This window comes from Haloferax sp. Atlit-4N, from assembly GCF_003383025.1.
In the GTDB taxonomy this organism is placed as follows: Archaea; Halobacteriota; Halobacteria; order Halobacteriales; family Haloferacaceae; genus Haloferax; species Haloferax gibbonsii.
Map to the genome: position 1 here is coordinate 1,056,580 of NZ_PSYY01000002.1, position 21,756 is coordinate 1,078,335.

Genomic DNA, 21,756 nt, shown 5'->3' on the forward strand with positions numbered 1-21,756 from the left:
AACTCCGCGGAGATACCGCCCGAGATGTGTGGACTTATCTTCCGTCGTCACATGGACCGAATCAATGGAGGCGATATAAGTGGCCGCAGCAGGAGGGGCCAACCTCATCCCGCTCGTCGCCGCGATAATCGGCATCGGCGTGGTCTCGCAGGTGCTCTCGGACCGGTTTCAGGTCCCCAGCGTCGTGTTCCTCATCGCGTCGGGTATCCTGCTCGGTCCGGAGGTCCTCGGCGTCATCTCTCCCGACTCGTTCGGGAACGCACTACAGGCCATCGTCGGTCTCTCGGTCGCTATCATCGTGTTCGAGGGCGCGTTCCACCTTCGAATCGACAAGCTACGGGAAGCGCCCGCCGCGACGTTCCGACTCGTCACCGTCGGGGCGATAATCGCGTTCGTCGCGACGGGCGTCGTCGTCCGCTACGCGCTCGGCGCGCCGTGGGCGGTGTCGTTCCTCGTCGGCGCGCTCCTCGTCGCGACCGGGCCGACGGTCATCGCACCGATTCTCGAAGTCGTCCCGGTCCGCGACCGGGTCGGCGCGGCGCTCGATACGGAGGGCATCGTCAACGACGTGACGGCGGCCATCGTCGCCGTCGTCATCTTCGAGGCAATCCTCGAAGGCGTCAGTAGTCCCGACGCTCTCGTGACGCTGTTCGCCGAGCGACTCGGCGTCGGCGTCGTCGTTGGCGCAATCGTCGCCGGGTCGCTGTACTACGCGCTCCGGTACGTCGACCTCTCGCCGGGTAACGCGCCGCAGAACGCGCGTCTGCTCGTCCTCGCCGGCGCGCTCGTGTCCTACGCGGCCGCCGACTACGTCGCCACGGAGGCCGGCATCGCGGCGGTGGCGACCGCCGGCATCCTCCTCGGCAACGCGGACGTGCCGTACGAAGAGGAGATTTCGGCGTTCAAAGGCGACATCACGCTGCTCGTGCTGTCGTTCGTCTTCATCGCCCTCGCGGCGCTGTTGGACTTCCAGAACCTCCTGAACCTCGGCGTCGGCGGCCTCGCCGTCGTCGCCGCCGTCGCGCTCGTGATTCGACCGCTGTTGGTCTTCATCTCGGCGCGCGGCGACCGGTTCACGAGAGAAGAGAAGCTCTTCATGAGCTTCGTCGGCCCGCGCGGCATCATCCCCGCGTCCGTGGCCTCGCTGTTCGCCATCGCCCTCCAGGAGGAGGCGACGCGGCTCGCGGCCGAAGGAATGGCCCAGCAGGCCGCAATGCTGAATCAGAGCGCCTCGATTCTCGTCGGCACGGTCTTTCTCGTCATCCTGACGACCGTCGTCTTCGAGGCCGGCCTCGCTCGTCAGATCGCAGAATACCTCGACGTCATCCCAATGCGTGTACTCATCATCGGAGGCGGGAAAGTGGGCCGTGCGCTCGCCGAACGCCTCGCAGACCGCGGAGAGAACGTGGTCCTCATCGAAGAGGACCAAGAAGTAGTCCAGACGGCCCGGAACATGGGCTTTACCGTCCACCACGGCGACGGAGCCGACACGAGCGTCTTACGCTCCGCGGGGGCCGCGAACGCCAAGTTCGTGGTCGCCGCGACCGGCGACGACGACGTGAACCTGCTCGTCGCGCAGTTGGCGAACTCGAAGTTCGAACCCGAGAGCGTCCTCGCGCGGGCGAACAACCCCGACAACGTCGAGGCGTTCGAAGAACTCGGCGTCCGGACCATCTCCTCGACCATCGCCACGGCGCAGGCGCTCGACAACTACATCGAGCGCCCGTCGATGTCGAACTGGATGGGCGAAATCGGCCGCTCCGGCGACGTTCAGGAGGTCGAGGTCACCGCCGAGAAACTCATCGGCCGGACCATCCGCGAAGTCGGCCCCGAACTGCCCGACGGCTGTCTCGTCACGCTCGTCTCGCGGAACGGCGACACGACGGTCCCCAACGCGGAGTTCACGCTCCAGGAGGGCGACCGCATCACCATCATCGGCGAGCGCGAGGCCGTCCGGGACGCAGAAGAGTTAGTCCACCCCGAGTAGCGGCTCTCGCCGCCCGCGACCCGTCGATTTTCACGCCGTCTCCGGCCGGTCAGCGCCGCGCCCAGCGGACGAACACCGCCCAGTAGCCGACGGTGAGCGCGACGAGGACGTACCAGACGGGCGCGCCGAGGTCGGGCCTCGGAACGAACCCCGCGGAGGCGGCCCCCGCGGCCGCCAGCGCCGCGAAGGCCCCCGACAGTACGGTCGTCGTTAGATTCATCACCGCGTTGTTCTCGACTTGCGGAGTATGAACGTGACGGAAGGCGCACGTATATTCGTGAGCGATAGCCGAGGTCCGCGGTTCGGGGAACCGCCGACACGCGGTCCACGAATTTCGCTCGCTTCCCGGGACGAATCAGGATAAAAAACGCAGGGCGGCCCTACCGACTGAACTCGATTGCCGCACCGCTGCCACCTTTTTCTCTCGCTCCGCTCGGCAAAAATCTGGACCAAAAAACAGCCGAGTTCCCACCCTACCTGCTGAACTCGATTGCCGCGCCCTGACCGAAGCCGACGCAGAGCGACGCGAGGCCGCGGTCCACGTCGCGCTTCTGCATCTCGTGGATGAGCGTCACGGGGAGGCGCGCGCCGGAGGCCCCGAGGGGGTGGCCGAGGGCGATTGCGCCGCCGTTGACGTTGAGTTTGTCCGCGTCGATGCCGAGTTCGCGGCGGGAGTACTCACACTGGCTGGCGAACGCCTCGTTGATTTCGACGAGGCCGTAGTCGTCGATATCGGTGCCGGCGCGGTCGAGGAGGCCGCGGGTCGCCGGGACCGGGCCGATGCCCATGACCGTCGGGTCGACGCCGGCGACGTTGTTCGTGCCGACCGAGGCGAGCACGTCGAGGCCGTGTTCGTCCGCGAACTCGCGGCTGGTGACGAGGACCGCGGCCGCGCCGTCGGTTATCTGCGAGGAGTTGCCGGCGGTGACGGAGCCGTCGCCGGAGAAGGCGGGGTCGAGGCCGCCGAGAATCTCCATGGAGGTGTCGCGGCGGATGCCCTCGTCCTCGGTGACGACGCCGTCGTCCGTCTCGACCGGGACGATTTCGTCGTCGAACCGGCCCGAGTCGGTCGCGTCGGCGGCGCGCTGGTGGCTCCGGAACGCGAACTCGTCTTGGGCCTCGCGGGAGACCTCGTACTCCTCGGCGACCTTCTCCGCGGTCATCCCCATCTGCAACTGGAAGATGTTGTACTGCTCGCTCAGTTCGGGGTGGAGGTGCTGGTAGGAGTCGCCGTCCATCGGCACGCGGGACATGCTCTCGACTCCGCCGGCGACGATGCACTCGCGGTTGCCGGCGGCGATGGCGTCGGACGCGGAGATGATGGCCTGCATGGAGGAGGCGCACCAGCGGTTGATGCTCGTCGCGGGCGTCCCCTCGCCGAGGTCCGACAGGAGCGCGATGACGCGAGCGACGTTGTTGTCCTGTTCGGTGCGCTGTTGGGCGACGCCCCACATCAGGTCCTCCACGTCGTCGGGGTCGACGTCGTGTTCGTCGAGGATGTGGTCGATGAGCGTGACCGAGAGGTCCTCGCTTCGAACGTCTTCGAACACGCCGCCCGCCTTGCCGAACGGCGTGCGGTACGCGGCCGCGATGACTGGCTCTGGCATGGCACATCATCGGGGTTCGAACACCATAAATAGTTTAGAACTCACTATTCGTCGTGACGAGTTGTTTATCGGGTCGAAAAACGCCGAGAAAGCGGTGAAAGTGGAGACGACGGCACCGAGTCTCGGAGCGTCAGGAACGAGTGGCGGAGTCGCTGTCCGGCCGACCGGGGATTCCGCCGGTACCCGCGTCGGCGACCGTTGGCTCCGCCGGGAAGAGCTCCGGCGCGACGTCGGCCGAGGCGTGCTCGAAGGGCACGTCGTCGGCGCTGGCGGCGTCCGCCGGGTCGTCGGATGCGATGCGTTCGGTCATGGTCAGTCGCTCGTGACCGGCTGTTCGGCCTTCGCTTCCTCCTCGGCGAACGGGTACCACGACTGCTTGGCGTCGTGCATGTACGGCGCTTCGAAGTCCGTCTCCTCGGGGACGCAGTACTCGGTGACCGCCTCGGTCCCCTCGGCTTCGACCCACTCGCGGAACGTCTGTCCGGGGTCGCGGCGCTCCGCGAACGCCTCCACGAGCGACGCGATTGCCCCCGGCACCTCGTCGGCCGGGATGCGCTGCCGAACCCACTCGACGAACGACGGCTCCTCGCCGATGCCGCCGCCGACGCCGATGTCCATGGCCTCGACCATCTCGCCGTCCTTCTGGGCGCGCATGCCGAACAGGCCGATGTCGGCCGTGTTCGCCTGCCCGCAGTCGGCGGTACAGCCGGAGTAGTGAATCTTCAGTTGGCTCACGTCGTCGGGCACGTCCACGTTGTCGCGGAGCCACCGGAGCATCCGGGCGGTCCGGGCTTTCGTCTCCGTGAGCGCGAGCGAGCAGAACTCCGTGCCGGTGCAGGCGACCGTGCCGCGCTGGAACGGGTTCGGGACGGGCGTGTGCTTGCCGAGGAGCGGCTCGGCGAGCAGGTCGTCGAGCTTCTCCTCCGGCACGTCCATCAGAAGCGGGTTCTGCCGGCGGGTGAGTCGGACCTCGCCGGAGCCGTACTCGTCGGCGATATCGGCCAGTTCGATGGCGGCGGACGCCGTGAGCCGGCCGACCGCGACGCTGAGGCCGACGTAGTAGTCGCCGTTGGCCTGCTCGTGGACGCCGACGTGGTCGTGTTTCCCGGCGGACTCCGAGCGGCCCGCGTTGTAGGTGTACTCGTCGCGGATGTTCTCGCCCGCAGACCGGAGTTCGAAGTCGACGTACTCCTCTTGGAGCAGGTCGCGGATCTTCTCCGTGCCCCACTCGTCCACGAAGAAGCGACTGCGGGCACGGGCCCGAACGTCGCGGTTACCGTGTTCGTGGTAGAGTTCGACGAAGCCGCGGACGACCTCGTAGGCGCGCTCTTCGTCGGCGACGAAGATGTCGAGGTCGCGGGCGACGCGCGGCTTCCGGGAGCCGAGGCCGCCGCCGACGCGGACGTTGAAGCCGGTGACCGTCTCGCCGTCGATTTCTTTCTTCGCGGGTTCGAGCCCCACGTCGTTTATCGAGTCCTGCGCGCAGCCCTCCCGGCAGCCGGTGACGCTGATGTTGAACTTCCGCGGCATGTTCGACAGGGCGTCGTTCCCGCGGAGCTCGGTCTGGAAGCGGTCGAGGAGCGGCTGGGACTCGACGAGTTCGTGTTTGTCGCGGCCGGCGACCGGACAGCCGGTGATGTTCCGCATCGTGTCGCCGCCGGCGGACCGCGAGGAGACGCCCGCCGCTTCGAGCTTCTCCCAGACCTCGGGGATGTCCTCGAGCTCGAGCCAGTGGAGCTGAATCGACTGGCGCGTCGTCAGGTCCAACCAGGCGTCGCCGAACTCGGGGTTCTCGACCGGCCCGGACGCGTAGTCGCGCGCGACCTCCCCGATGGCCCGGAGCTGCCCCGGTTCGAGGACGCCGTTGGCGTTCGTCAGCCGCATCATGAAGTACGAGTCCTGACCCGTCCGCTGCTGGAAGACGCCCCAGAACTTGAAGCGCGTGAACCACTCGTCGCGCTCGTCTTCGGGGATGGCGTCGACGCCTTGCTCGGCGAACTCCTCGATCTTCTCGCGGACCGCGTCGCCGTAGAGCTCCGACTTCCACGCTTCCTTTTTACTCGCCATTTCCGACCACCAGTGGGCAATCATCCACTATTCCTGTGCGTTTGTTTGCGAACTTGGTCATGTTTCGTGATAACACGACTCGACAGAGGTTGATAAGAGTATTCGTTGAGAATCTTTAGAAATAGGCCTTCTAAGGCGTATTCGTCCATTCTATAACCGAATATTCCGAATATAAGGTCATAATCTGCGCAGATAATCGGTTGATTATTGGATAATCTAAACAGACCATAATGGACGATAATGTGGTATGGGACTCGAACGCGGTTCACCGACGAACGGTGAGCGCGCGCAAGTCGTCGAAGGAGTTCACGTTGTGAAACGCGTGCGTTCCGGCGTGAGCCTCCACTTCGCGGTCGTCGAGGACGGTGACGTCGAGCGCGGACATCACGGCCTGTAGGCGGTCGTCACCGGCTCGGATGGTGTCGGTGCAGGCGACCTCGCCGGCGCGGCAGTGGATGACCGCGGGGAGCGGCTGGGTCGTCTCCGAGACCCGCGGGACGACGCCCGCGCCGCCCTGCAGGCGGCCGAAGAGATGCGAGATGAACCCGCTCGGGACGAGCGGCATGTCGCACGGGAGGACCGCCGCGTACTCGGCGCTCGTCGCCCGCAGCGCGGTTCGCAGGCCGAAGACCGGCCCCCGGTCGGGATGGGCGTCCTCCGCGAACCGGACGTCGAAGTCCAAGAGCGCGCCGGCGAGCGCGTCCCGCTGTTCGGCGCGGCAGTTGACGACGAGTTCGTCGACGACGGGGTCGAGCGAGGCGGCGACACGGTGAATCATGGGCTGGCCGCCGACGGTGGCCGTCGCCTTGTCGATGCCGCCGAATCGAGTCGACCGACCGCCGGCGAGAATGATGCCCGCACGGCCGGTGTCGAGGTGTGGGTGCGACTCGTCGGCCATTCTCAGGCGGCGGCGCGTTCGAGTTCGCGGGGCCGTCCGCCGGCGGCGACGAGCGCCATCAGTCGCTCACCTCGGCCGCGAGGAGGTCGGTGGACGCGGTCGTCTCGGGGTGTTCGAGGCGGACGGCGCACTGCTTGAAGTTCGGTTCGTTCGACTGCGGGTCGACCGCAGGGCTGGTGAGTCGGTTAGTCATCGGGTGGTGGATAGAGAGCCAGACGAGTCCCGGCGGGACGGCGTCGTCGGGGTCGAGCGTCGCCGGGACCGACGCCCGACGGGAGACGACGGTGGTTCGGCGGTCGCCCTCGGGGTCGGCGACCGCGTCGCGGTGCGCGTCGATTGTGTCGGGGTGCGCGCGGGCGACCGGCTCGTCCGGCGTGTCGCTGCGCGTGCGGACCCCGGTGTTGTACCCGTCCGCCTCGCGGCCGGTCGTGAGCGTCAGCGGGTACGACTCGTCCGCGGGTTCGGGGAGCGACGACCCCGAGAGCGCGCTGAACTGCGCCTTCCCGGACGGCGTCGGGAACGACCACGTCGGGTCGTCGGACTCCCCGTCGGCGTCGTCGTAGTAGCGGTAACCGCCCTCGCTCGTCGGGTCCGGCGCGGGCCAGCGGACGGCGCGCTCGCCGTCGAGTCGCGTGTACGAGAGCCCCGAGCAGTCGGCGTCGGTGCCCGCGGTGAGTGCGGCGAACTCGTCGAACACGTCGCTCGGCGAGACCGACGGTCTCGGGAGCAGTCCGGGCGAGACGCGGGCGGCAACGTCGGCGATGATGTCGAGGTCCTGCCTGACGCCCGGCGGCGTCTCGGTGGCCGGGCGGACCCGCGAGACCGTCCGCTCCATGTTCATCGTGGTCCCCTCGGACTCGCCCCACGTCGCCGCGGGGAGCACCACGTCGGCGAGTTCGACGGTCTCGGACCGGAAGGCGTCCTGCACGACGAGGAAGGAGTCTTCGAGGACCTCGCGGGCGGCCGTCGCGTCCGGGAACCCGGCGAGCGGGTTGGTGGCGACGGTCCAGACGACCGACGGCGACGACTCGAACATCCCGACCGGGCCGGGACCGTTGTCGTCGGGGAGGCGGGAGACGGGCACGCCCCACGCCTCCGCGACGGTCCGGCGGTGGTCCGGGTGTTCGAACGGTCGGTGGCCGGGCCACGTCCCCTTCGAGGAGACGACGCGAGTGCCCATCGAGTTCGCCTGTCCGGTGAGAGAGAAGGGGCCGGAGCCGGGGCCGAGGTTCCCGGAGGCGAGACAGAGGTTCACGAGCGCGCCGGCGGTCGCGGTGCCGCGGACGCTCTGGTTGACGCCCATGCCCCAGTAGACGAGCGTGGGGGCGTCGAGGAGCGACGCCAGTTTCTCGACTTCGTCGAGCGAGACGCCGGCCTCGGACGCCGCCTCTTCGACCGGGGGGAGTTCGTCGACGACGCGGTCGAAGCCCTCCGTGTCCCCCTCGACGAACGCGTCGTCCACGCGGTCGGTCTCGACGAGGTGACCGAGGACCGCCTGCGCCAGCGCGAGGTCGCCGCCGGGGTCGATGGCGACGTGGTCGTCGGCGACCGCCGCGGTCTTCGTCTCGACGGGGTCGACGACGACGAGGTCGCCGTCGTCGGCCGACTGCCGAATCCACCGGAACATCACCGGGTGGGCGACTGCCGGGTTCGCCCCCCAGACGAGGTGCGTCTCGGCCTCGGGGATGTCGTCGTAGGTCGGCGGCGGCGCGTCGCTCCCGAAGGCGCGGTAGTAGGCCTTGACCGCGCTCGCCATGCAGAGCGTCGTGTTCGCGTCGTAGTTTCGGGTGCCGATACCGCCGCGGGCGAGCTTCCCGAGGGCGTAGGCGGCCTCGTTCGTCTGTTGGCCGCTGCCGAGGACGGCGACCTCGTCGGGGTCGTCGGCCATCGCGTCGGTGATGGCGTCGCCGACGCGCGCGAGCGCGTCAGACCACGAGGTCTGCCGGAGCTCCCCGTCCTCCCTGACGAGCGGTCGCGTGAGCCACGACCCGTCGGGGTCGGCCGATTCGCGGATACCGCGACCGCAGGCCAGCCCGTTGTTCACGGGGTGTGAAGGGTCCCCCCGAACCGCTTCCAGCCCGTACGAGGTGTCGGAGCCGAGGTGGACGTGTCCACAGCCCACGGCACAGCGCATGCAGGTCGTCGGGACTTGTTTCGCCACGCGATTCACCACCGGCTATTCGTCGAGAATGTACCGCATTTGGGCGGGCATCTCGGTCCATTCGTGAATATCATTTCACTATCTTGGCTCACAGTGGCGGAAGATAACCATAAAACCCTAATCGTTTAAGAAAGGATATTTTCCCCGAGTATTCTGAAGAAAGAGACAATATACAAGCATATGAAAGGAATATAATCGCGTAATCAATCCATTTTCGGATATGTTTTTGAATTGTTTTTCTGAAATTAACGTTGTGCGGCGGAGTCGCGCCGAGTTCCTTGTCATCGGGGAAGTTCGGCCGCGCGCACCAGCGGCGGCGCTCCGACGCTCTTATGCGTCTCCCCGGGCAATTTCTGGGGGATGAGTGAACGGGCGCTCGAGGTTGTCGAGTTTCTGCTGACGGCCCACCTCTACACCGACGACCGAACGCTTGACGAAAACGACCTTCCCCCGCGGTATCGACGCGTCTTCTGGGCGGACGCCGAGGACGACGGCGACGAGGACGAGTCGTCGATGGGCGGCATCGAGCGACCGCTCGTCGTGACCGAGTCCGTCGCGCGGAAGGCGACCGGCGTGGAACACCCCTGGGACGCGATTTCCGACCTCATGTTCACCCAGCGCGAGGACTTCTCCGGCCGCCTCTCTCTGACGCAGCCCGAGATGGCGCTGGAGTGGTTCGTCAAACGAGCCGACTACGACCGGCTCGTGACGAATCCGACGGTCGCGAAGTCGGTCGAGGACCGGGACGACGTGGACGTGACCCACGCGGACGCCAGAGAACAGACCCGGCCGATTCACGCCGACCGCGTGTGGATAGACAGCCTGCTGGACGAGTACTTCGACGACGAGGACGACGCCGAGATGCTCGACCTCGTGCAGGTCCGCGCGCCCGAGGAAATCGAGATGACCCTCGACGACCTCGTGCTCACGACGGACCAGGAAGGCGAGATTCACAAGCTGATGAAGGCCATCGAGCACCGCGAGTACCTCGCGGACATCGGCCTCCGCGAAATCGGGAAAATCCTCTTCGTCGGCCCGCCGGGGACCGGCAAGACCACCGTCTCGCGGGCGCTCGCCCACGAGCTCGGCCTCCCGTTCGTCGAGGTGAAGCTCTCGATGATTACGAGCCAGTACCTCGGCGAGACGGCCAAGAACGTCGAAAAGACCTTCGAGGTCGCAAAGCGGCTGTCGCCGTGTATCCTCTTTATCGACGAGTTCGACTCGGTGGCGAAGACCCGCCGGTCGGACGAGCACGCGGCGCTCAAGCGCGCGGTCAACACGCTGCTCAAGAGCATCGACGACATCTCGCTGATTCGCGACGAGGTCATCCTCATCGGCGCGACCAACCACCCCGACCAGCTCGACTCGGCGGCGTGGCGGCGCTTCGACGAAATCGTCAACTTCCCCAAGCCGGACCGCGGGATGCGCGCCGACATCCTCCGGGTCATCACGAACCGAATGGACATCGACGAGTTCGACCCCTCGGCCATCGCCGACGTGACGGAGGGCCTCACCGGCTCCGACCTCCGACTCGTCCTCCGCGAGGCCGTCCTCGAAGCGCTCACCGAAGAGCGGATGGAACTCACGCAGGACGACCTGCTCGAGGCCGTCGCCGACTTCGAAGAGCGCGACAACCTGAAGAACCTCGACATGATGTCCGACTCGTCGGAACTCGTCGCGGGCTCCAACGACGGTCACGACCACGACCACGACCACGACGGTCACGCGGACGAACACGAAGGCGAGACGCAGAAAGACGCCGGCGCGGCGCAGTAACTCCGCTTTTCTGACAAAACATTTACTAGTGGGCCGCAAACGGCGAGCCGATGCCCTCCAGCAGACGCCGATTCGTTCGGACGATTGCGGCGGGCGGAGTTCTGACGGCGCTCTCCGGGTGTACATCGGACCTCGAACCGTCCACCGCGACGCCCCTTCCCGAACCTGAGCCGAATCCTGCGCCCGCCTCTGGGGACCCGATTACAATCTCGCGCGACTACCGAGCGTCCTCGAAGTACGACTACTATCCGGACGCCGCGGAGATTCGACGACGCACCGGCTATCGCAAGCACGTGAACGAGTCGGGAACGACGAGAGAGCCGATATACGAGCGAGAACCGGCGTCGTCGTGGGTGACGCGAGTCGGCGGGACCGTCGCGGGAGCCGAGGCGATGGCGACGGCGCGGGAGCGACTCGGCGTCGACTCGGTAGAGAACGTCAGTCCGGGAATGGGGTACAACGACGGGGGCGAGAGGCGGGTGATGCTCGGCTACGAGGTGTGGCCGAATCGGAGCGGTGAAACGCGAACGCCGGCCGTCGAATTCGAGGCGCTCGTCTCGGCGGTTCCGCGCACGGTTACCGCGAACTTCCAGTTCGAAGCGGCGACGCTCTCGGGGACGTTCCACCCCGTGGTCGAATTCCGGCAGATATACCGGTCCTGACTCGCCGCGGTCGGCCACGTTTATACCTCGCCGCCCCCGTGGTTGAGTCGATGCGCGTGACCCTCCTCGGGACCGGCGACACGACCGGCACGCCCACCGTCGGCTGCGACTGCGAGACCTGCCTCGCGGCCCGCGAGCGGGGCATCGAGCGGACGCGCTTTTCTGTCCACGTGCAGAACGAGCGGACCGGCGAGTCGCTCCTCGTGGACTTCAGCCCCGACTTCCGCCACCAGTTTCTCACGCAGGACGTGCCGCTGCCGGACGAGGCCTTAGTCACCCACATCCACTTCGACCACCTCGACGGCCTCGGGAACGTCTACCGCCTCCTCGACGACCTCGCGGTCCACGCCGCCGACGAGGTCGACCCGGTCACGGGCGAGAGCGTCGCCGACGCGATTCGCTCGAAGTTCTCCTACCTCGACCGCATCTCGGTCGAAGACCAGACGCCGTTCGAGTCGTTCCGCGCCTGCGGCCTCGACGTGACGTTCGTGCCGGTCGTTCACCCGCCGCTGGTCTGCTACGGCGTCGCCATCGAGGACCCCGTGACGGGCGCGAAGCTCTCGCTTTCGGGCGATTCCACCTACGCCATCCCCGAGGAGTCCCGCGACGTGCTCCGGAACCCCGACCTGCTTCTCGCCGAGGCCATCGTCCCCGCGTCCGTCTGCGAGTACCACCCCATCGGCGGCGACGACTACGACGAAAACGGGGTCGCGCGGACCTTCGGCACGAAGCACATGACCCGCGAGGGAGCCATCGCGCTCGGCGAGGAACTGAACGCCGACGAGACTCGCCTCGTCCACGTGGCGCACTACTACCCCGCTGACGAGGCGTTCGAAGAGCCGCTGGCGGTCGACGGCGAGGTGTACGAACTGTGAAGCTCCGGACCGTCGCCGACGACAGGGCGTTCAGGTATCTCATGGTCGCCGGCGTCGTCGCGGCCGCGGCCAACTTCGTCCTGACCTACCTCGATACCGGCCGACTCGACTTCTTCGCCGTCGCCGTGCAGTTCACCCTCGTCGTCGTCATCGGCGTCGCGCTCGTCTCCTACTGGAACTACATGGAGCGACGGGCCGACTCGGAGTGAGAGTCGGGGAGCGAACGCGCCGGTCCGATGCGACTTTGCGACCGGAGCGCGTCGGGACGGTCGTGTCCGATATCGTCGACGCGCTTCGATACAGCACGCCGCTGGCCCTCGTCGCCGGCGTCGTCTGGTACCTCGTTGCCTCGTGGTCCGGCGAGCCGAACTGGGTCGAAGGCGCGGTGTTCGTCGTCGGTTTCGGCGTCGTCGCCACGCTCGGCTGGCACTACTCCGACGAGCGGAACGAGTAGCGACCCGGCGAGAGACCGGACGAGTCAGAAGTACCGGTCGAGTCCCGACTGTCTGCGAACCGCCCCGGCCGGGTCGGCGACCCAGCCCGTCCGCGACTCGCGGAGGCCGTCGCGGTCAAGTTCGGGCGGGTCGGCCGCCTCGAACGCCGAGCAGTCGGCACCGCACTCGGAACCGGGGTCGACCACGCGGTCGAAGTGGGCGCAGGTCGGGCGGCCGTCGGCGTCGGCGCGGGCGTGGGCGCAGGCGGGGAGGTCGTAGGCGCGCCATCCTTTTCCGTAGGCGCGCTCGGCGAGTCGGAGGCGGGCGGTTCGCTTTTCGGCGGGCGAGACGAGCGCCACGTCGGTGTGTAGCGAGTGGTACTCGGTGGGTTCGACGCCGGTCGAACCGGGCGAGAGCGGCTGAGGCTCGCGGACGACCTCGCGGTCGCCGGTGTCGGGGTCGAAGCGCCAGACGCCGACTTCCCCGGGGATGCGGTTGAGGTGCGCGCCGGTGACGTAGCTCTCAGTCGAGAGAATCACTTCGTCGAAGACCGCGAGACTCACGTCGAGGCGGAGCTGTCGGAGCAGGTCGCCGGGACTGCCGAGGTCGGGTTTGTTCTCGATGCCGACGAGCCGGGAGAACCAGTCGTGGGGATAGCGGGCGGCGCGGCGGACGTACTCTCGGCTCCGTCGGCGCTCGGACTCGAAGAAGCCGACCTCGACGGCGCGGTCGGTGGCCCGCCGGGCGCGGGCGGGGTGGCAGTCGAAGCCGTCGCGCCAGAAGACGGCGCTTCCGGCCCCCACGTCGCTCTCGATGGCCGTTGCGGGAATCTCGCTGTCGGTGATGCGGGCGCGTTCGTCGAATTCCGGACCCGGAACGACGGCGCACACGTCGATGATGCGGCTCCCCGGCGAGGTGACCGACGCGCCGAGTTGGCGCGCGGGCAGCCAGTCTGTCGTCTGTTCGAGCCGGGCGCAGAGCGCCAGTTCGAAGGCGAACTCCGAGGGCGACGACACCGGAGCGGGCACGCGAGACGGTCGGAGGCGGAGCGACAAAAAGCTCGCTCTCAGAACGGTCGACCGTCGTGTCGGTGTTCTCGCATTTGATTTTCGGGGAGATACCTATTTGAAACAGAGCGGGGCAGTACTGACCGATGAAGGGGGAAGACAACGCAACCCACAGTATCAGACGGAGAACGTACCTCGGTATCGCGGCCAGCGCGGGGCTCGCCGGTCTCGCCGGCTGTAGTTCCGGAACGACCGCGAGCGCCGCGCGGGCACCGCCGAAGGTTCCGAAGGGGGCGCTCAAAGCCGGCGGCTGGGAGTACATCGGGGGGCACTCCCTCGACCCGGCGTTCGAGCGGTCGGTCGGCCCGGCGAGCGTCTCCGCGGCGTTCGAGACGGTCGTGTACGAAGACATGGACCTCTCGGAGACGCTGAAAGAGAAGACGCTCGGGCAGGCCGAGGGGCAGTTCTCGCTGTTCTTCGCGACGCGCGTGACGCTCGACCCGGGCCTGTCGAACCTCCCGGAGACGGTCCGCGGAACGGTCGTCGACTTGGTCGAGAAGCACGCGCGGAAACACTACGAGACGCAGTTATCGGACGTTGGCGTCACGGACATCGAACAGACCGACACCCGGTCGACGACGGTCGATACCGGCGATTCGGCGCGCGTTACCGACTACGGGGCGACGATTTCCTTCGACACGATTACGTTCCCGTTCACGGACGAAAAGGAGTTCACAATCGAAGGACAGGAGTTCGACGTCAGCGGGATGCTGGCCGTCTGGGAGCACGACGGGACGATTCTCGTCGCGGGTGGCGCACACCCCGGCGAGAACATCGAACTCAGCGTGACCAAGGAGCCGACCGAGGCCATCGAGGTCTCGGTCGACATCGACCTCGGACTCACGCCGGACGCCTACCGAGACGAGCTTCGCTCGCTCGTCAAGGGCGTCGAATAACCGACGGATTCCGGAGCCGATAGCCGTTCGAGGGGTTACTCGAATCGGTCTACGAACCGTCGTGCTGGGGGGCACGACTAACCATTTTTCGAGGCATCGCCGGGAGCGGGAGACGCCGCTGAATCGCCGCGCGCGGTGTGTGACCGCCCGACGTAGCCACAGCAGACCCGGTCCGAGAACAGCACCTTTATCAGTCGTTCGGAGCCAAGTTCACGCAAGATTACTCTCAGGAGGTCAATGGTGACGAAAAACCCACAACAACCGGAGGTGAACATCGGACTCGTCGGTCACGTCGACCACGGAAAGACGACGCTCGTTCAAGCGTTGTCCGGCTCGTGGACGGACCAGCACTCGGAGGAGATGAAGCGCGGAATCTCCATCCGACTCGGGTATGCCGACGCGACGTTCCGTCAGATTCCCGGCGTTGACGCGCCGGAGTGTTACACGGTCGAAGAGGAGACCGAAGACGGCGAAGAGACCGAAGTGCGCCGCACCGTCTCGTTCGTCGACGCGCCCGGCCACGAGACGCTCATGGCGACCATGCTCTCTGGTGCCGCCATCATGGACGGCGCCATCCTGCTCGTGAGCGCGACCGAGGACGTGCCGCAGGCCCAGACGGCGGAGCACCTGATGGCGCTCGATATCATCGGCATCGAGAACATCGTCATCGCGCAGAACAAGGTCGACCTCGTCGACCGCGAGCGCGCTCTCGACAACTACGAACAGATCAAGGAGTTCGTGGAGGGAACGGTGGCCGAAGACGCGCCCATCGTCCCCATCAGCGCCCAGCAGGAGGTCAACCTCGACCTCCTCATCGAGGCCATCGAGGAGGAGATTCCGACGCCCGACCGCGACGAGACCGAAGACAGCCGGATGTTCGTCGCGCGCAGCTTCGACATCAACCGCCCGGGGACGACCTGGGACGGCCTCATGGGCGGTGTCATCGGCGGCAGCGTCGTCGCCGGCAAGCTCGAGGAGGGCGACGAACTCGAACTCCGCCCCGGCCGCGAAGTCGACGAGGAGGGCCAGACCGAATGGCGCTCCATCACGACCGAGGTCCGCTCGCTGCAGGCGGGCGGCAACATGGTCGACGAAGTCCGGCCCGGCGGCCTCTGCGGCGTCGGGACCGGTCTCGACCCGAGCTTCACGAAGGGCGACGCGCTCGCGGGACAGGTCGCCGGCGAGCCCGGCACGCTCCCGCCGACGCGCGAGCAGTTCACCATGGACGTCGAACTGCTCGACCGCGTCGTCGGCGGCGAGGAAGACGAGGGTATCGACGAGATATCCACCGGCGAGCCCCTGATGCTCACCGTCGGCACCGCGACGACCGTCGGCGCGGTGACGAGCGCGCGAAGCGGCGAGGCGGAAGTCTCGCTCAAGCGCCCCGTCTGCGCCGCCGAAGGCGCGAAGATAGCCATCAACCGCCGCGTGGGCGCCCGCTGGCGGCTCATCGGTATCGGGACGCTCAAGTGACGTGACCGCCACCGTAGTCGTCATGGACACGAACGCGCTCATGATGCCGGTCGAACTCGACGTTCGCGTGTTCGACGAACTCGACCGGCTGCTCGCGGCCGACGCGGACCTCGTGGTCCCCACGGCCGTCCTCGACGAGCTGGAGAAGCTCTCGTCGGGCGGCGGGACCGAAGGCGTCGCGGCGAGCGTGGGCGCGGACCTGGCGACCCGGTGCCGGGCGGTCGAAACCGAGGAATCGTACGCCGACGACGCGGTCGTCGAACTCGCCGAATCGGGCGAGGTCGACTACGTCGTCACGAACGACAAGCCCCTCCGTGACCGGGTGCTCGACTGCGGGATTCCCGTCGTCGGCATCCGGGGGCACGCCACGCTGGCAATCACGGAACCTTAACGAAACTATGTACAAACGGGTACGACTCAAAGATACAGTCGAAGTCCCACCCCGACACCTGGGCGACGTGACGCCCGAGCGGGTCAAGCGACTGTTGCAGGACAAGTTGGAAGGACGGATGGACGAGGACGTGGGGAGCGTCGTGAGCGTCGTGAACGTCAACGACATCGGCGAGGGCACCGTGCTGCCCAACCGCCCCGGCGTCTACTACGAGGCCGATTTCGACGCCATCACCTACGACCCCGACATGCAGGAGGTCGTCGACGGCATCGTGGTCGAAGTCGTCGAGTTCGGTGCCTTCGTCGGCATCGGGCCGGTCGACGGGCTGCTCCACGTCTCGCAGATATCCGACGAATACCTCGCCTACGACGGCGAGAACCAACAGCTCGCGTCGACCGAGTCCAACCAGACGCTCGCCGTCGACGACGAGGTTCGCGCACGCATCGTCACCAAGAGCATCGACGAGCGCAACCCGCGCGACTCGAAGATCGGCCTCACGGCCAAACAGCCGGGGCTCGGCAAGCACGGCTGGCTCGAATCGAAGCGCCAGCAGAGCGAGGCCTCGGCGGAGGGTAACTGATGGCGAAGCCCCGTCTCGCCTGCCGCGAGTGCCACTTCGTCAACGACCCGGACAAACAGACGTGCGAGAACTGCGGGTCGAGCAGTCTCACCGAGGACTGGGCGGGTTACGTCGTCATCACCCACCCCGAAGACAGCGAAATCGCCACCGAGATGAACGTCACCGAACCCGGCGGCTACGCGCTTAAGGTCCGCTGAGCATGCTCACCCTGCCGACGGCGCTTCGGGCGGCGTTCAAAGAGCCGTTCGGCCCGGTGTACACCGAGGCCGACGAGCTCCTCGCAGACGCATCCAGCGAGGACGCTGACGCGCCGCTCGTCGCCGTCGGCGACGTCGTCACCTTCCACCTCCGCCGCGCCGGTCGCCCGCCGGACGTGGCAGTCATCGACGGCAAGACGAAGCGCGAGGCCGTCGGCGAGGAGATTCGCCGGGCGGTCGAGACCGGCCGTCTCGTCGAGGTCGAAAACGAACCGGGAACCGTCTCCGTCGACCTCGTGGCCGCGCTCGTGACTGCGCTCGACGCCGACGAGCCGACGACGCTCCTCGTCGAGGGCGAAGAGGACCTCGCCACGCTCCCGGCGGTGCTCGCCGCGCCCGTCGGCTCGACCGTCGTCTACGGCCAGCCCGACGAGGGAATGGTCCGCGTGACCGTCACCGACGCGGCCAAGACCGAGATGCGGGACCTCCTCGCGCAGTTCGACGGCGACTTCGACGCCGTGGTCGCGCCCATCGACGCCTGAGACGCGGGCGCGCTCGTCCCTTCGAAATCCTTTTACTTGCTTCGGGGGGAATTACTGGTAACTGAACCATGGATATCGAAATCATCTCCGAGGAGGAGAACCCCATGTTGCACCGGACGGACGTTCGATTCGAGATCGTCCACGAGGAAGCGACGCCCTCGCGTCTGTCGGTTCGCGACTCGCTCGCGGCCAAGCTGAACAAGGACTCCGACGAGGTCGTCGTCCACGAGCTCGACACGAAGTTCGGCATGCGCAAGACCGCGGGCTACGCGAAGGTCTACGAGAGCCCCGAGTTCGCGCGCGACGTCGAGCAGGAGCACATGCTCGAGCGCAACAAGATCACCGACGCCGAAGTCGAAGCCGAAGAGGCGTAGTCCCGGCTTCGAACCGCCGTTTCTTCACACTCGATGCGCATTCTCGGAATCGAAGGTACAGCGTGGGCCGCGAGCGCCGCGGTTTTCGAGACCGACGACCCCGACGCGCTCCGCTCCGGAACCGGGCGGACGCCGGACCCCTCGGCCGACCACGTCTTCATCGAATCTGACCCGTACCAGCCCGACAGCGGCGGCATCCACCCGCGAGAGGCCGCAGAGCACATGGGGACCGCCATCCCCGAGGTCGTCGAGACCGCACTGGCGCACGCCGCGGAGCGACACGACGGCGACGGTCCCGTCGTCGACGGCGTCGCCTTCTCCCGCGGCCCCGGGCTCGGCCCGTGTCTCCGCATCGTCGGCACCGCGGCGCGCTCGGTCGCCCAGACGCTCGACGTGCCGCTACTCGGCGTCAACCACATGGTCGCGCACCTCGAAATCGGCCGCTACCAGTCCGGCTTCGACTCGCCGGTCTGTCTGAACGCCTCGGGCGCGAACGCCCACCTCTTGGGCTATCACAACGGCCGCTACCGCGTCCTCGGCGAGACGATGGACACCGGCGTCGGCAACGCCATCGACAAGTTCACCCGCCACGTCGGCTGGACCCACCCCGGCGGCCCGAAAGTCGAAGCGGCCGCGAAGGACGGCGAGTACGTCGAACTGCCGTATGTCGTCAAAGGAATGGACTTCTCGTTTTCCGGCATCATGAGCGCCGCGAAGGACGAGGCGGACGCGGGCACGCCCGTCCCCGACATCTGCGCCGGCCTGCAGGAGACCATCTTCGCCATGCTCACCGAGGTGGCCGAGCGCGCCCTGTCGCTGACGGGGACGGACGAACTCGTCCTCGGCGGTGGCGTGGGCCAGAACGCCCGCCTGCGCGAGATGCTCGCCGAGATGTGCGACCAGCGCGGCGCGAAGTTCCACGCGCCCGAGCCGCGGTTCCTTCGCGACAACGCCGGCATGATAGCCGTGCTCGGCGCGCGGATGCTCGCCGCGGGCGACACGCTCGCGGTCGAGAAATCCACCGTGGACCCGAACTTCCGTCCCGACCAGGTCGAAGTGACGTGGCGCGGCGCGGACGAGTCGGTCGCGCGCGCCTACACCGACGACGGCGCGATTCGCGGGGCCGAGGCGACCGTCGACATCGGCTCCGAGGAGGTCGTCAAGCGGCGCGTCCCGAAGACGTACCGCCACCCGGAACTGGACGACAAACTCCGCCGCGAGCGGACGAAAGCCGAGTCGCGGCTGACGAGCGACGCCCGGCGCGCCGGCGTCCGGACGCCCGTCGTCCGCGACGTGGACCCCGTCGACGGCGTTATCACGTTCCAGCGGGTCGGCGACGCGGACCTCGCGGAGCGACTCGACCCCGAGGCCGTCCGCGTCGTCGGCGAGTACCTCGCGCGCCTCCACGAGGCGGGTATCGTCCACGGCGACCCGACGACGCGGAACGTTCGGGTCGGAACCGGACCGGACGGCGAACCGCGCGTGTACCTCATCGACTTCGGCCTCGGCTTCCACACGGGTCACGTCGAGGACCACGCGATGGACCTCCACGTCTTCGCCCAGAGCGTCGAGGGGACCGCCGACGACGCCGAACCCCTCCTCGACGCGCTCGAAGCGGGCTACGAGGCCGTCGGCTCCGAGGAGGTCATCGCCCGGTTGCGAGAGGTCGAATCCCGCGGTCGGTACCGGTAGGTCGCCGCGGCCGAACTCGTCGGAAGGCCAAAACGATTTATCCCGAGCCGGCGTATTCGTCTCACATGGCAGACAAACCGCAGCGCGGAACGCTTTTCGGCATCCCGTACAACTTCGAGCGCCCGAGCGCCGGCCGACTGCTCTCGTCGTACTGGCAGCCCGGTAAGGGCATGCTGGTCGAGAAGCCCTTCGGTATCGGCTACACCCTGAACCTCGCGAGCTGGCGGTCGTGGGTCGTCCTCCTCGTCGCCGGCGGCCTGCTCTGGAACGAGCGCCAGAAGGCGGAGGAGTCCGAAGAAGAGGCCGAGGCCGACGACGGCCCCGTCGAAGTCATCGTCGACTGAGGCGAAGCGACCGACACCGACGACTTTTCCACGTCCGCCCGCGGAGGGGCGGGCATGCTCCGATACGTCACCACGAACGCGGGGAAGGTCCGCGAGGCGCTCTCGTACCTCGACGACGACGTGACCCAACTCGACTTCGACTACACCGAGGTACAGGCGTCCGAACTCGGCCCCATCGCGGCGCACGGCGCGCGCGAGGCCTACCGCTACGCCGACGAACCGGTGCTCGTGGACGACGCCGGCCTCTTTATCGACGGCTTCGAGGGCTTCCCCGGCCCGTACTCCTCGTACGTCGAGGACACCCTCGGCGTCGAGGCAGTCCACCGACTGGCCGCGGCCGAACTCGACGAGCCCCGTCGGGCCTCGTTCCGCTGCGTCCTCGCGTACTGCGACGGCGAGGCCTTCGAGGCGAGTCCAGACCCGATAGACCGCGACGACCGGACCGTGGCGGCCGCCCGCGGCGCGGAACAAGACGCGGAGGAGACGGAGGCGCTCCCGGTGAAGCTCTTTACGGGGAGCGTCAACGGTCGCATCGTCCCGCCGCGCGGCGAGGGGGGCTTCGGCTACGACCCCATCTTCGAACACGACGGCGCGACGTTCGCGGAGCTGAGCGCCGAGGAGAAGAACGGTATCTCCCACCGCGGGCGGGCGTTAGCGAAGTTCGCGACGTGGTACGCCGAGCGATAGCGAGGAGTTCGTCGAAAATCTTCGATTTTCGGAAGTTTGCTGAGCGAACGGAGTGAGCGAAGCAAACGTCGTCGGGCGCGAAGCGTCCGACGGAAGTTCGCCGAGCGATAGCGAGGCGAATCTCGTCTGGCGAACCGAGCGAACGGGAGCCGTCGCCGACCATCCCACCGACCGCTACGTTTACCTCACCGGCGCAACCCCGAACCGCATGGACCCGAGCGATTTCTTCGAGGGCGGGACCGTCACCGTCTCGGCGGCGACCTACGCGGTCGTCAAGGCCGAGCGGGGCGACCCGGACGCCTTCGCGACGATTCGAGACGAGAACGAGACGACGGTCGTCGTCGAAGAGGGGCGCGTCGACGAGGCGACCGCCGTCGAAGTCGAGCGGGGCTGGAAGCGGCTCACCTTCGAGATGGTCCTGCCGTTCGAACTCGTCGGCTTTCTGGCGCAGGTGGCGGGCGCGCTCGCCGAGGAGGACATCTCGATATTCGCGCTGTCGGCGTACTCGACCGACCACGTGCTCGTCCGGGAGGATAACGCGGCGGCGGCCGCGACGAAACTCGAATCGCTCGGCTGTACCGTCGAGCACGCCGGGAGCTCTGGAGACGAGAACTAACGTCAAAACTGGTTCGCGAGCAAACAGGTTGATACGTCCGGGGGTGGCACACTAGTCGTGATGTTCCCCGACTGCGACGAACCCCTCCCACTCGTCACCGACCCCTCCAACGGTATCGACTGCATGCGCTCCGTCCGATTGACAGCCGGCCCTGGCCCCGCCACTCCCCACAATCGTGGGGGTTCACACTCAGGGTCGGCGAGCGCCTACGGAGACGCATGAACCGAGCGAACGTCGTCGCCGCCGGCGCGGCGAGCGGCTACGGCATCGCCGTCTTCGCCGCCATCGCGGTGTTCTTCGGCGACGCCTCCCGGAGCCTCGGCGTCGCCCTCGCCTTCGGTCTCGTGACCGTTCTCGCCATCTTCGCGGTGACTCGCGTCCTCAACGACTGAGCCGGCGGTTGGGCCGGCAGTCGGGCGGGCTGCCGGCG

General features: G+C 67.4%; 25 protein-coding genes. 18 read left to right on the plus strand and 7 right to left on the minus strand.

Translation table 11 applies throughout. The features are described 5' to 3' along the window. Positions 1–79: 79 nt before the first annotated feature. The gene (locus C5C07_RS14390; protein WP_050459271.1) at positions 80–1,987 is read left to right on the plus strand and encodes a cation:proton antiporter; all 1,908 of its coding nucleotides are present in this window, start codon (positions 80–82) and stop codon (positions 1,985–1,987) included. 49 nt (positions 1,988–2,036) lie between these two features. On the opposite strand, the gene C5C07_RS21750 is transcribed toward C5C07_RS14390, so the two are convergent. The 6 genes from C5C07_RS21750 to nasA all read right to left on the minus strand — a co-directional run bounded on the left by C5C07_RS21750 (position 2,037) and on the right by nasA (position 8,732). Continuing rightward, the gene (locus C5C07_RS21750) at positions 2,037–2,207 is read right to left on the minus strand and encodes a hypothetical protein (protein WP_004976349.1); all 171 of its coding nucleotides are present in this window, start codon (positions 2,205–2,207) and stop codon (positions 2,037–2,039) included. 253 nt (positions 2,208–2,460) lie between these two features. Beyond that, positions 2,461–3,594, minus strand: a complete 1,134-nt coding sequence (locus C5C07_RS14395) for a thiolase family protein (RefSeq protein ID WP_004976350.1) — start codon at positions 3,592–3,594, stop codon at positions 2,461–2,463. Positions 3,595–3,724: 130 nt separating this feature from the next. After that, positions 3,725–3,904: a hypothetical protein gene (locus C5C07_RS14400; protein ID WP_004976351.1), complete on the minus strand. Its 180-nt coding sequence runs from the start codon at positions 3,902–3,904 to the stop codon at positions 3,725–3,727. Between the two features lie 2 nt (positions 3,905–3,906). After that, positions 3,907–5,661: a nitrite/sulfite reductase gene (locus C5C07_RS14405; RefSeq protein ID WP_115805346.1), complete on the minus strand. Its 1,755-nt coding sequence runs from the start codon at positions 5,659–5,661 to the stop codon at positions 3,907–3,909. A gap of 265 nt (positions 5,662–5,926) precedes the next feature. Continuing rightward, a complete protein-coding gene (locus C5C07_RS14410) occupies positions 5,927–6,559 on the minus strand; it encodes a molybdenum cofactor guanylyltransferase (protein WP_004976353.1) in 633 nt (210 codons plus the stop codon). A gap of 58 nt (positions 6,560–6,617) precedes the next feature. After that, positions 6,618–8,732 carry an assimilatory nitrate reductase NasA gene (gene nasA / locus C5C07_RS14415; protein WP_199522740.1) on the minus strand — a complete coding sequence of 705 codons (2,115 nt, stop codon included), beginning with the start codon at positions 8,730–8,732 and terminating at the stop codon, positions 6,618–6,620. 348 nt (positions 8,733–9,080) lie between these two features. Between nasA and C5C07_RS14420 the strand changes: the two genes are divergently transcribed. The 5 genes from C5C07_RS14420 to C5C07_RS14440 all read left to right on the plus strand — a co-directional run bounded on the left by C5C07_RS14420 (position 9,081) and on the right by C5C07_RS14440 (position 12,487). Then, on the plus strand, positions 9,081–10,496 hold the full coding sequence (locus tag C5C07_RS14420; RefSeq protein WP_115805348.1) for an ATP-binding protein: 1,416 nt from the start codon (positions 9,081–9,083) through the stop codon (positions 10,494–10,496). Between the two features lie 50 nt (positions 10,497–10,546). Then, positions 10,547–11,158, plus strand: coding sequence for a hypothetical protein (locus tag C5C07_RS21895; protein ID WP_233510395.1), 612 nt, complete (start codon positions 10,547–10,549; stop codon positions 11,156–11,158). 50 nt (positions 11,159–11,208) lie between these two features. Continuing rightward, positions 11,209–12,033, plus strand: coding sequence for an MBL fold metallo-hydrolase (locus C5C07_RS14430; protein WP_115805350.1), 825 nt, complete (start codon positions 11,209–11,211; stop codon positions 12,031–12,033). Beyond that, on the plus strand, positions 12,030–12,242 hold the full coding sequence (locus tag C5C07_RS14435) for a hypothetical protein (RefSeq protein ID WP_115805351.1): 213 nt from the start codon (positions 12,030–12,032) through the stop codon (positions 12,240–12,242). The genes C5C07_RS14430 and C5C07_RS14435 overlap by 4 nt, the downstream gene beginning before the upstream one ends. Positions 12,243–12,304: 62 nt before the next feature. Then, positions 12,305–12,487, plus strand: a complete 183-nt coding sequence (locus C5C07_RS14440) for a hypothetical protein (protein ID WP_231608255.1) — start codon at positions 12,305–12,307, stop codon at positions 12,485–12,487. Between the two features lie 24 nt (positions 12,488–12,511). Here C5C07_RS14440 and C5C07_RS14445 read toward each other — a convergent pair whose 3' ends face one another. Beyond that, the gene (locus C5C07_RS14445) at positions 12,512–13,495 is read right to left on the minus strand and encodes a DUF5787 family protein (protein WP_199522741.1); all 984 of its coding nucleotides are present in this window, start codon (positions 13,493–13,495) and stop codon (positions 12,512–12,514) included. A gap of 125 nt (positions 13,496–13,620) precedes the next feature. Here C5C07_RS14445 and C5C07_RS14450 point away from each other — a divergent pair, with 125 nt between their 5' ends. From C5C07_RS14450 to C5C07_RS21755, 12 genes are all read left to right on the plus strand, one after another. Then, positions 13,621–14,430: a DUF6517 family protein gene (locus C5C07_RS14450; protein ID WP_115805352.1), complete on the plus strand. Its 810-nt coding sequence runs from the start codon at positions 13,621–13,623 to the stop codon at positions 14,428–14,430. Positions 14,431–14,667: 237 nt separating this feature from the next. Continuing rightward, the gene (locus tag C5C07_RS14455) at positions 14,668–15,903 is read left to right on the plus strand and encodes a translation initiation factor IF-2 subunit gamma (RefSeq protein WP_049905172.1); all 1,236 of its coding nucleotides are present in this window, start codon (positions 14,668–14,670) and stop codon (positions 15,901–15,903) included. 22 nt (positions 15,904–15,925) lie between these two features. Next, a complete protein-coding gene (locus C5C07_RS14460) occupies positions 15,926–16,294 on the plus strand; it encodes a hypothetical protein (protein WP_004062994.1) in 369 nt (122 codons plus the stop codon). A 7-nt stretch (positions 16,295–16,301) separates the two neighbouring features. Further along, positions 16,302–16,874: a DNA-directed RNA polymerase gene (locus tag C5C07_RS14465; protein WP_004041780.1), complete on the plus strand. Its 573-nt coding sequence runs from the start codon at positions 16,302–16,304 to the stop codon at positions 16,872–16,874. Continuing rightward, positions 16,874–17,071, plus strand: a complete 198-nt coding sequence (gene spt4 / locus C5C07_RS14470) for a transcription elongation factor subunit Spt4 (RefSeq protein ID WP_004041779.1) — start codon at positions 16,874–16,876, stop codon at positions 17,069–17,071. The genes C5C07_RS14465 and spt4 overlap by 1 nt, the downstream gene beginning before the upstream one ends. A 2-nt stretch (positions 17,072–17,073) precedes the next feature. Beyond that, on the plus strand, positions 17,074–17,613 hold the full coding sequence (locus tag C5C07_RS14475; protein ID WP_004976368.1) for a GTP-dependent dephospho-CoA kinase family protein: 540 nt from the start codon (positions 17,074–17,076) through the stop codon (positions 17,611–17,613). 68 nt (positions 17,614–17,681) lie between these two features. Beyond that, entirely contained in the window at positions 17,682–17,987 is a 306-nt protein-coding gene (locus tag C5C07_RS14480) for a 30S ribosomal protein S24e (RefSeq protein ID WP_004976369.1), read from the plus strand. A gap of 33 nt (positions 17,988–18,020) precedes the next feature. Then, positions 18,021–19,679, plus strand: a complete 1,659-nt coding sequence (locus tag C5C07_RS14485; protein WP_115805353.1) for a bifunctional N(6)-L-threonylcarbamoyladenine synthase/serine/threonine protein kinase — start codon at positions 18,021–18,023, stop codon at positions 19,677–19,679. Between the two features lie 65 nt (positions 19,680–19,744). Beyond that, positions 19,745–20,023 (plus strand): DUF5808 domain-containing protein, encoded by a 279-nt coding sequence (locus tag C5C07_RS14490; RefSeq protein ID WP_004976371.1) that lies wholly within the window; start codon positions 19,745–19,747, stop codon positions 20,021–20,023. 54 nt (positions 20,024–20,077) lie between these two features. Next, positions 20,078–20,710, plus strand: a complete 633-nt coding sequence (locus C5C07_RS14495; protein ID WP_004976372.1) for a non-canonical purine NTP pyrophosphatase — start codon at positions 20,078–20,080, stop codon at positions 20,708–20,710. Between the two features lie 208 nt (positions 20,711–20,918). After that, positions 20,919–21,326 (plus strand): ACT domain-containing protein, encoded by a 408-nt coding sequence (locus C5C07_RS14500; protein ID WP_115805479.1) that lies wholly within the window; start codon positions 20,919–20,921, stop codon positions 21,324–21,326. Positions 21,327–21,544: 218 nt separating this feature from the next. Next, positions 21,545–21,718: a hypothetical protein gene (locus C5C07_RS21755; RefSeq protein ID WP_004976375.1), complete on the plus strand. Its 174-nt coding sequence runs from the start codon at positions 21,545–21,547 to the stop codon at positions 21,716–21,718. Positions 21,719–21,756 lie beyond the last annotated feature (38 nt).

Excerpts from the sequence above, each read along its gene's own strand:
- C5C07_RS21755 (WP_004976375.1), top strand. The coding sequence starts at position 21,545 with ATGAACCGAGCGAACGTCGTCGCCGCCGGCGCGGCGAGCGGCTACGGC.
- C5C07_RS14495 (WP_004976372.1), top strand. The coding sequence starts at position 20,078 with ATGCTCCGATACGTCACCACGAACGCGGGGAAGGTCCGCGAGGCGCTC.
- C5C07_RS14485 (WP_115805353.1), top strand. The coding sequence starts at position 18,021 with ATGCGCATTCTCGGAATCGAAGGTACAGCGTGGGCCGCGAGCGCCGCG.
- C5C07_RS14400 (WP_004976351.1), bottom strand. The coding sequence starts at position 3,904 with ATGACCGAACGCATCGCATCCGACGACCCGGCGGACGCCGCCAGCGCC.
- C5C07_RS14395 (WP_004976350.1), bottom strand. The coding sequence starts at position 3,594 with ATGCCAGAGCCAGTCATCGCGGCCGCGTACCGCACGCCGTTCGGCAAG.
- C5C07_RS14450 (WP_115805352.1), top strand. The coding sequence starts at position 13,621 with ATGAAGGGGGAAGACAACGCAACCCACAGTATCAGACGGAGAACGTAC.
- C5C07_RS14410 (WP_004976353.1), bottom strand. The coding sequence starts at position 6,559 with ATGGCCGACGAGTCGCACCCACACCTCGACACCGGCCGTGCGGGCATC.
- C5C07_RS14420 (WP_115805348.1), top strand. The coding sequence starts at position 9,081 with ATGAGTGAACGGGCGCTCGAGGTTGTCGAGTTTCTGCTGACGGCCCAC.
- C5C07_RS14460 (WP_004062994.1), top strand. The coding sequence starts at position 15,926 with ATGGACACGAACGCGCTCATGATGCCGGTCGAACTCGACGTTCGCGTG.
- C5C07_RS21750 (WP_004976349.1), bottom strand. The coding sequence starts at position 2,207 with ATGAATCTAACGACGACCGTACTGTCGGGGGCCTTCGCGGCGCTGGCG.
- C5C07_RS14475 (WP_004976368.1), top strand. The coding sequence starts at position 17,074 with ATGCTCACCCTGCCGACGGCGCTTCGGGCGGCGTTCAAAGAGCCGTTC.
- C5C07_RS14405 (WP_115805346.1), bottom strand. The coding sequence starts at position 5,661 with ATGGCGAGTAAAAAGGAAGCGTGGAAGTCGGAGCTCTACGGCGACGCG.
- C5C07_RS14465 (WP_004041780.1), top strand. The coding sequence starts at position 16,302 with ATGTACAAACGGGTACGACTCAAAGATACAGTCGAAGTCCCACCCCGA.
- C5C07_RS21895 (WP_233510395.1), top strand. The coding sequence starts at position 10,547 with ATGCCCTCCAGCAGACGCCGATTCGTTCGGACGATTGCGGCGGGCGGA.
- C5C07_RS14430 (WP_115805350.1), top strand. The coding sequence starts at position 11,209 with ATGCGCGTGACCCTCCTCGGGACCGGCGACACGACCGGCACGCCCACC.
- C5C07_RS14455 (WP_049905172.1), top strand. The coding sequence starts at position 14,668 with ATGGTGACGAAAAACCCACAACAACCGGAGGTGAACATCGGACTCGTC.
- C5C07_RS14480 (WP_004976369.1), top strand. The coding sequence starts at position 17,682 with ATGGATATCGAAATCATCTCCGAGGAGGAGAACCCCATGTTGCACCGG.
- C5C07_RS14500 (WP_115805479.1), top strand. The coding sequence starts at position 20,919 with ATGGACCCGAGCGATTTCTTCGAGGGCGGGACCGTCACCGTCTCGGCG.
- spt4 (WP_004041779.1), top strand. The coding sequence starts at position 16,874 with ATGGCGAAGCCCCGTCTCGCCTGCCGCGAGTGCCACTTCGTCAACGAC.
- C5C07_RS14490 (WP_004976371.1), top strand. The coding sequence starts at position 19,745 with ATGGCAGACAAACCGCAGCGCGGAACGCTTTTCGGCATCCCGTACAAC.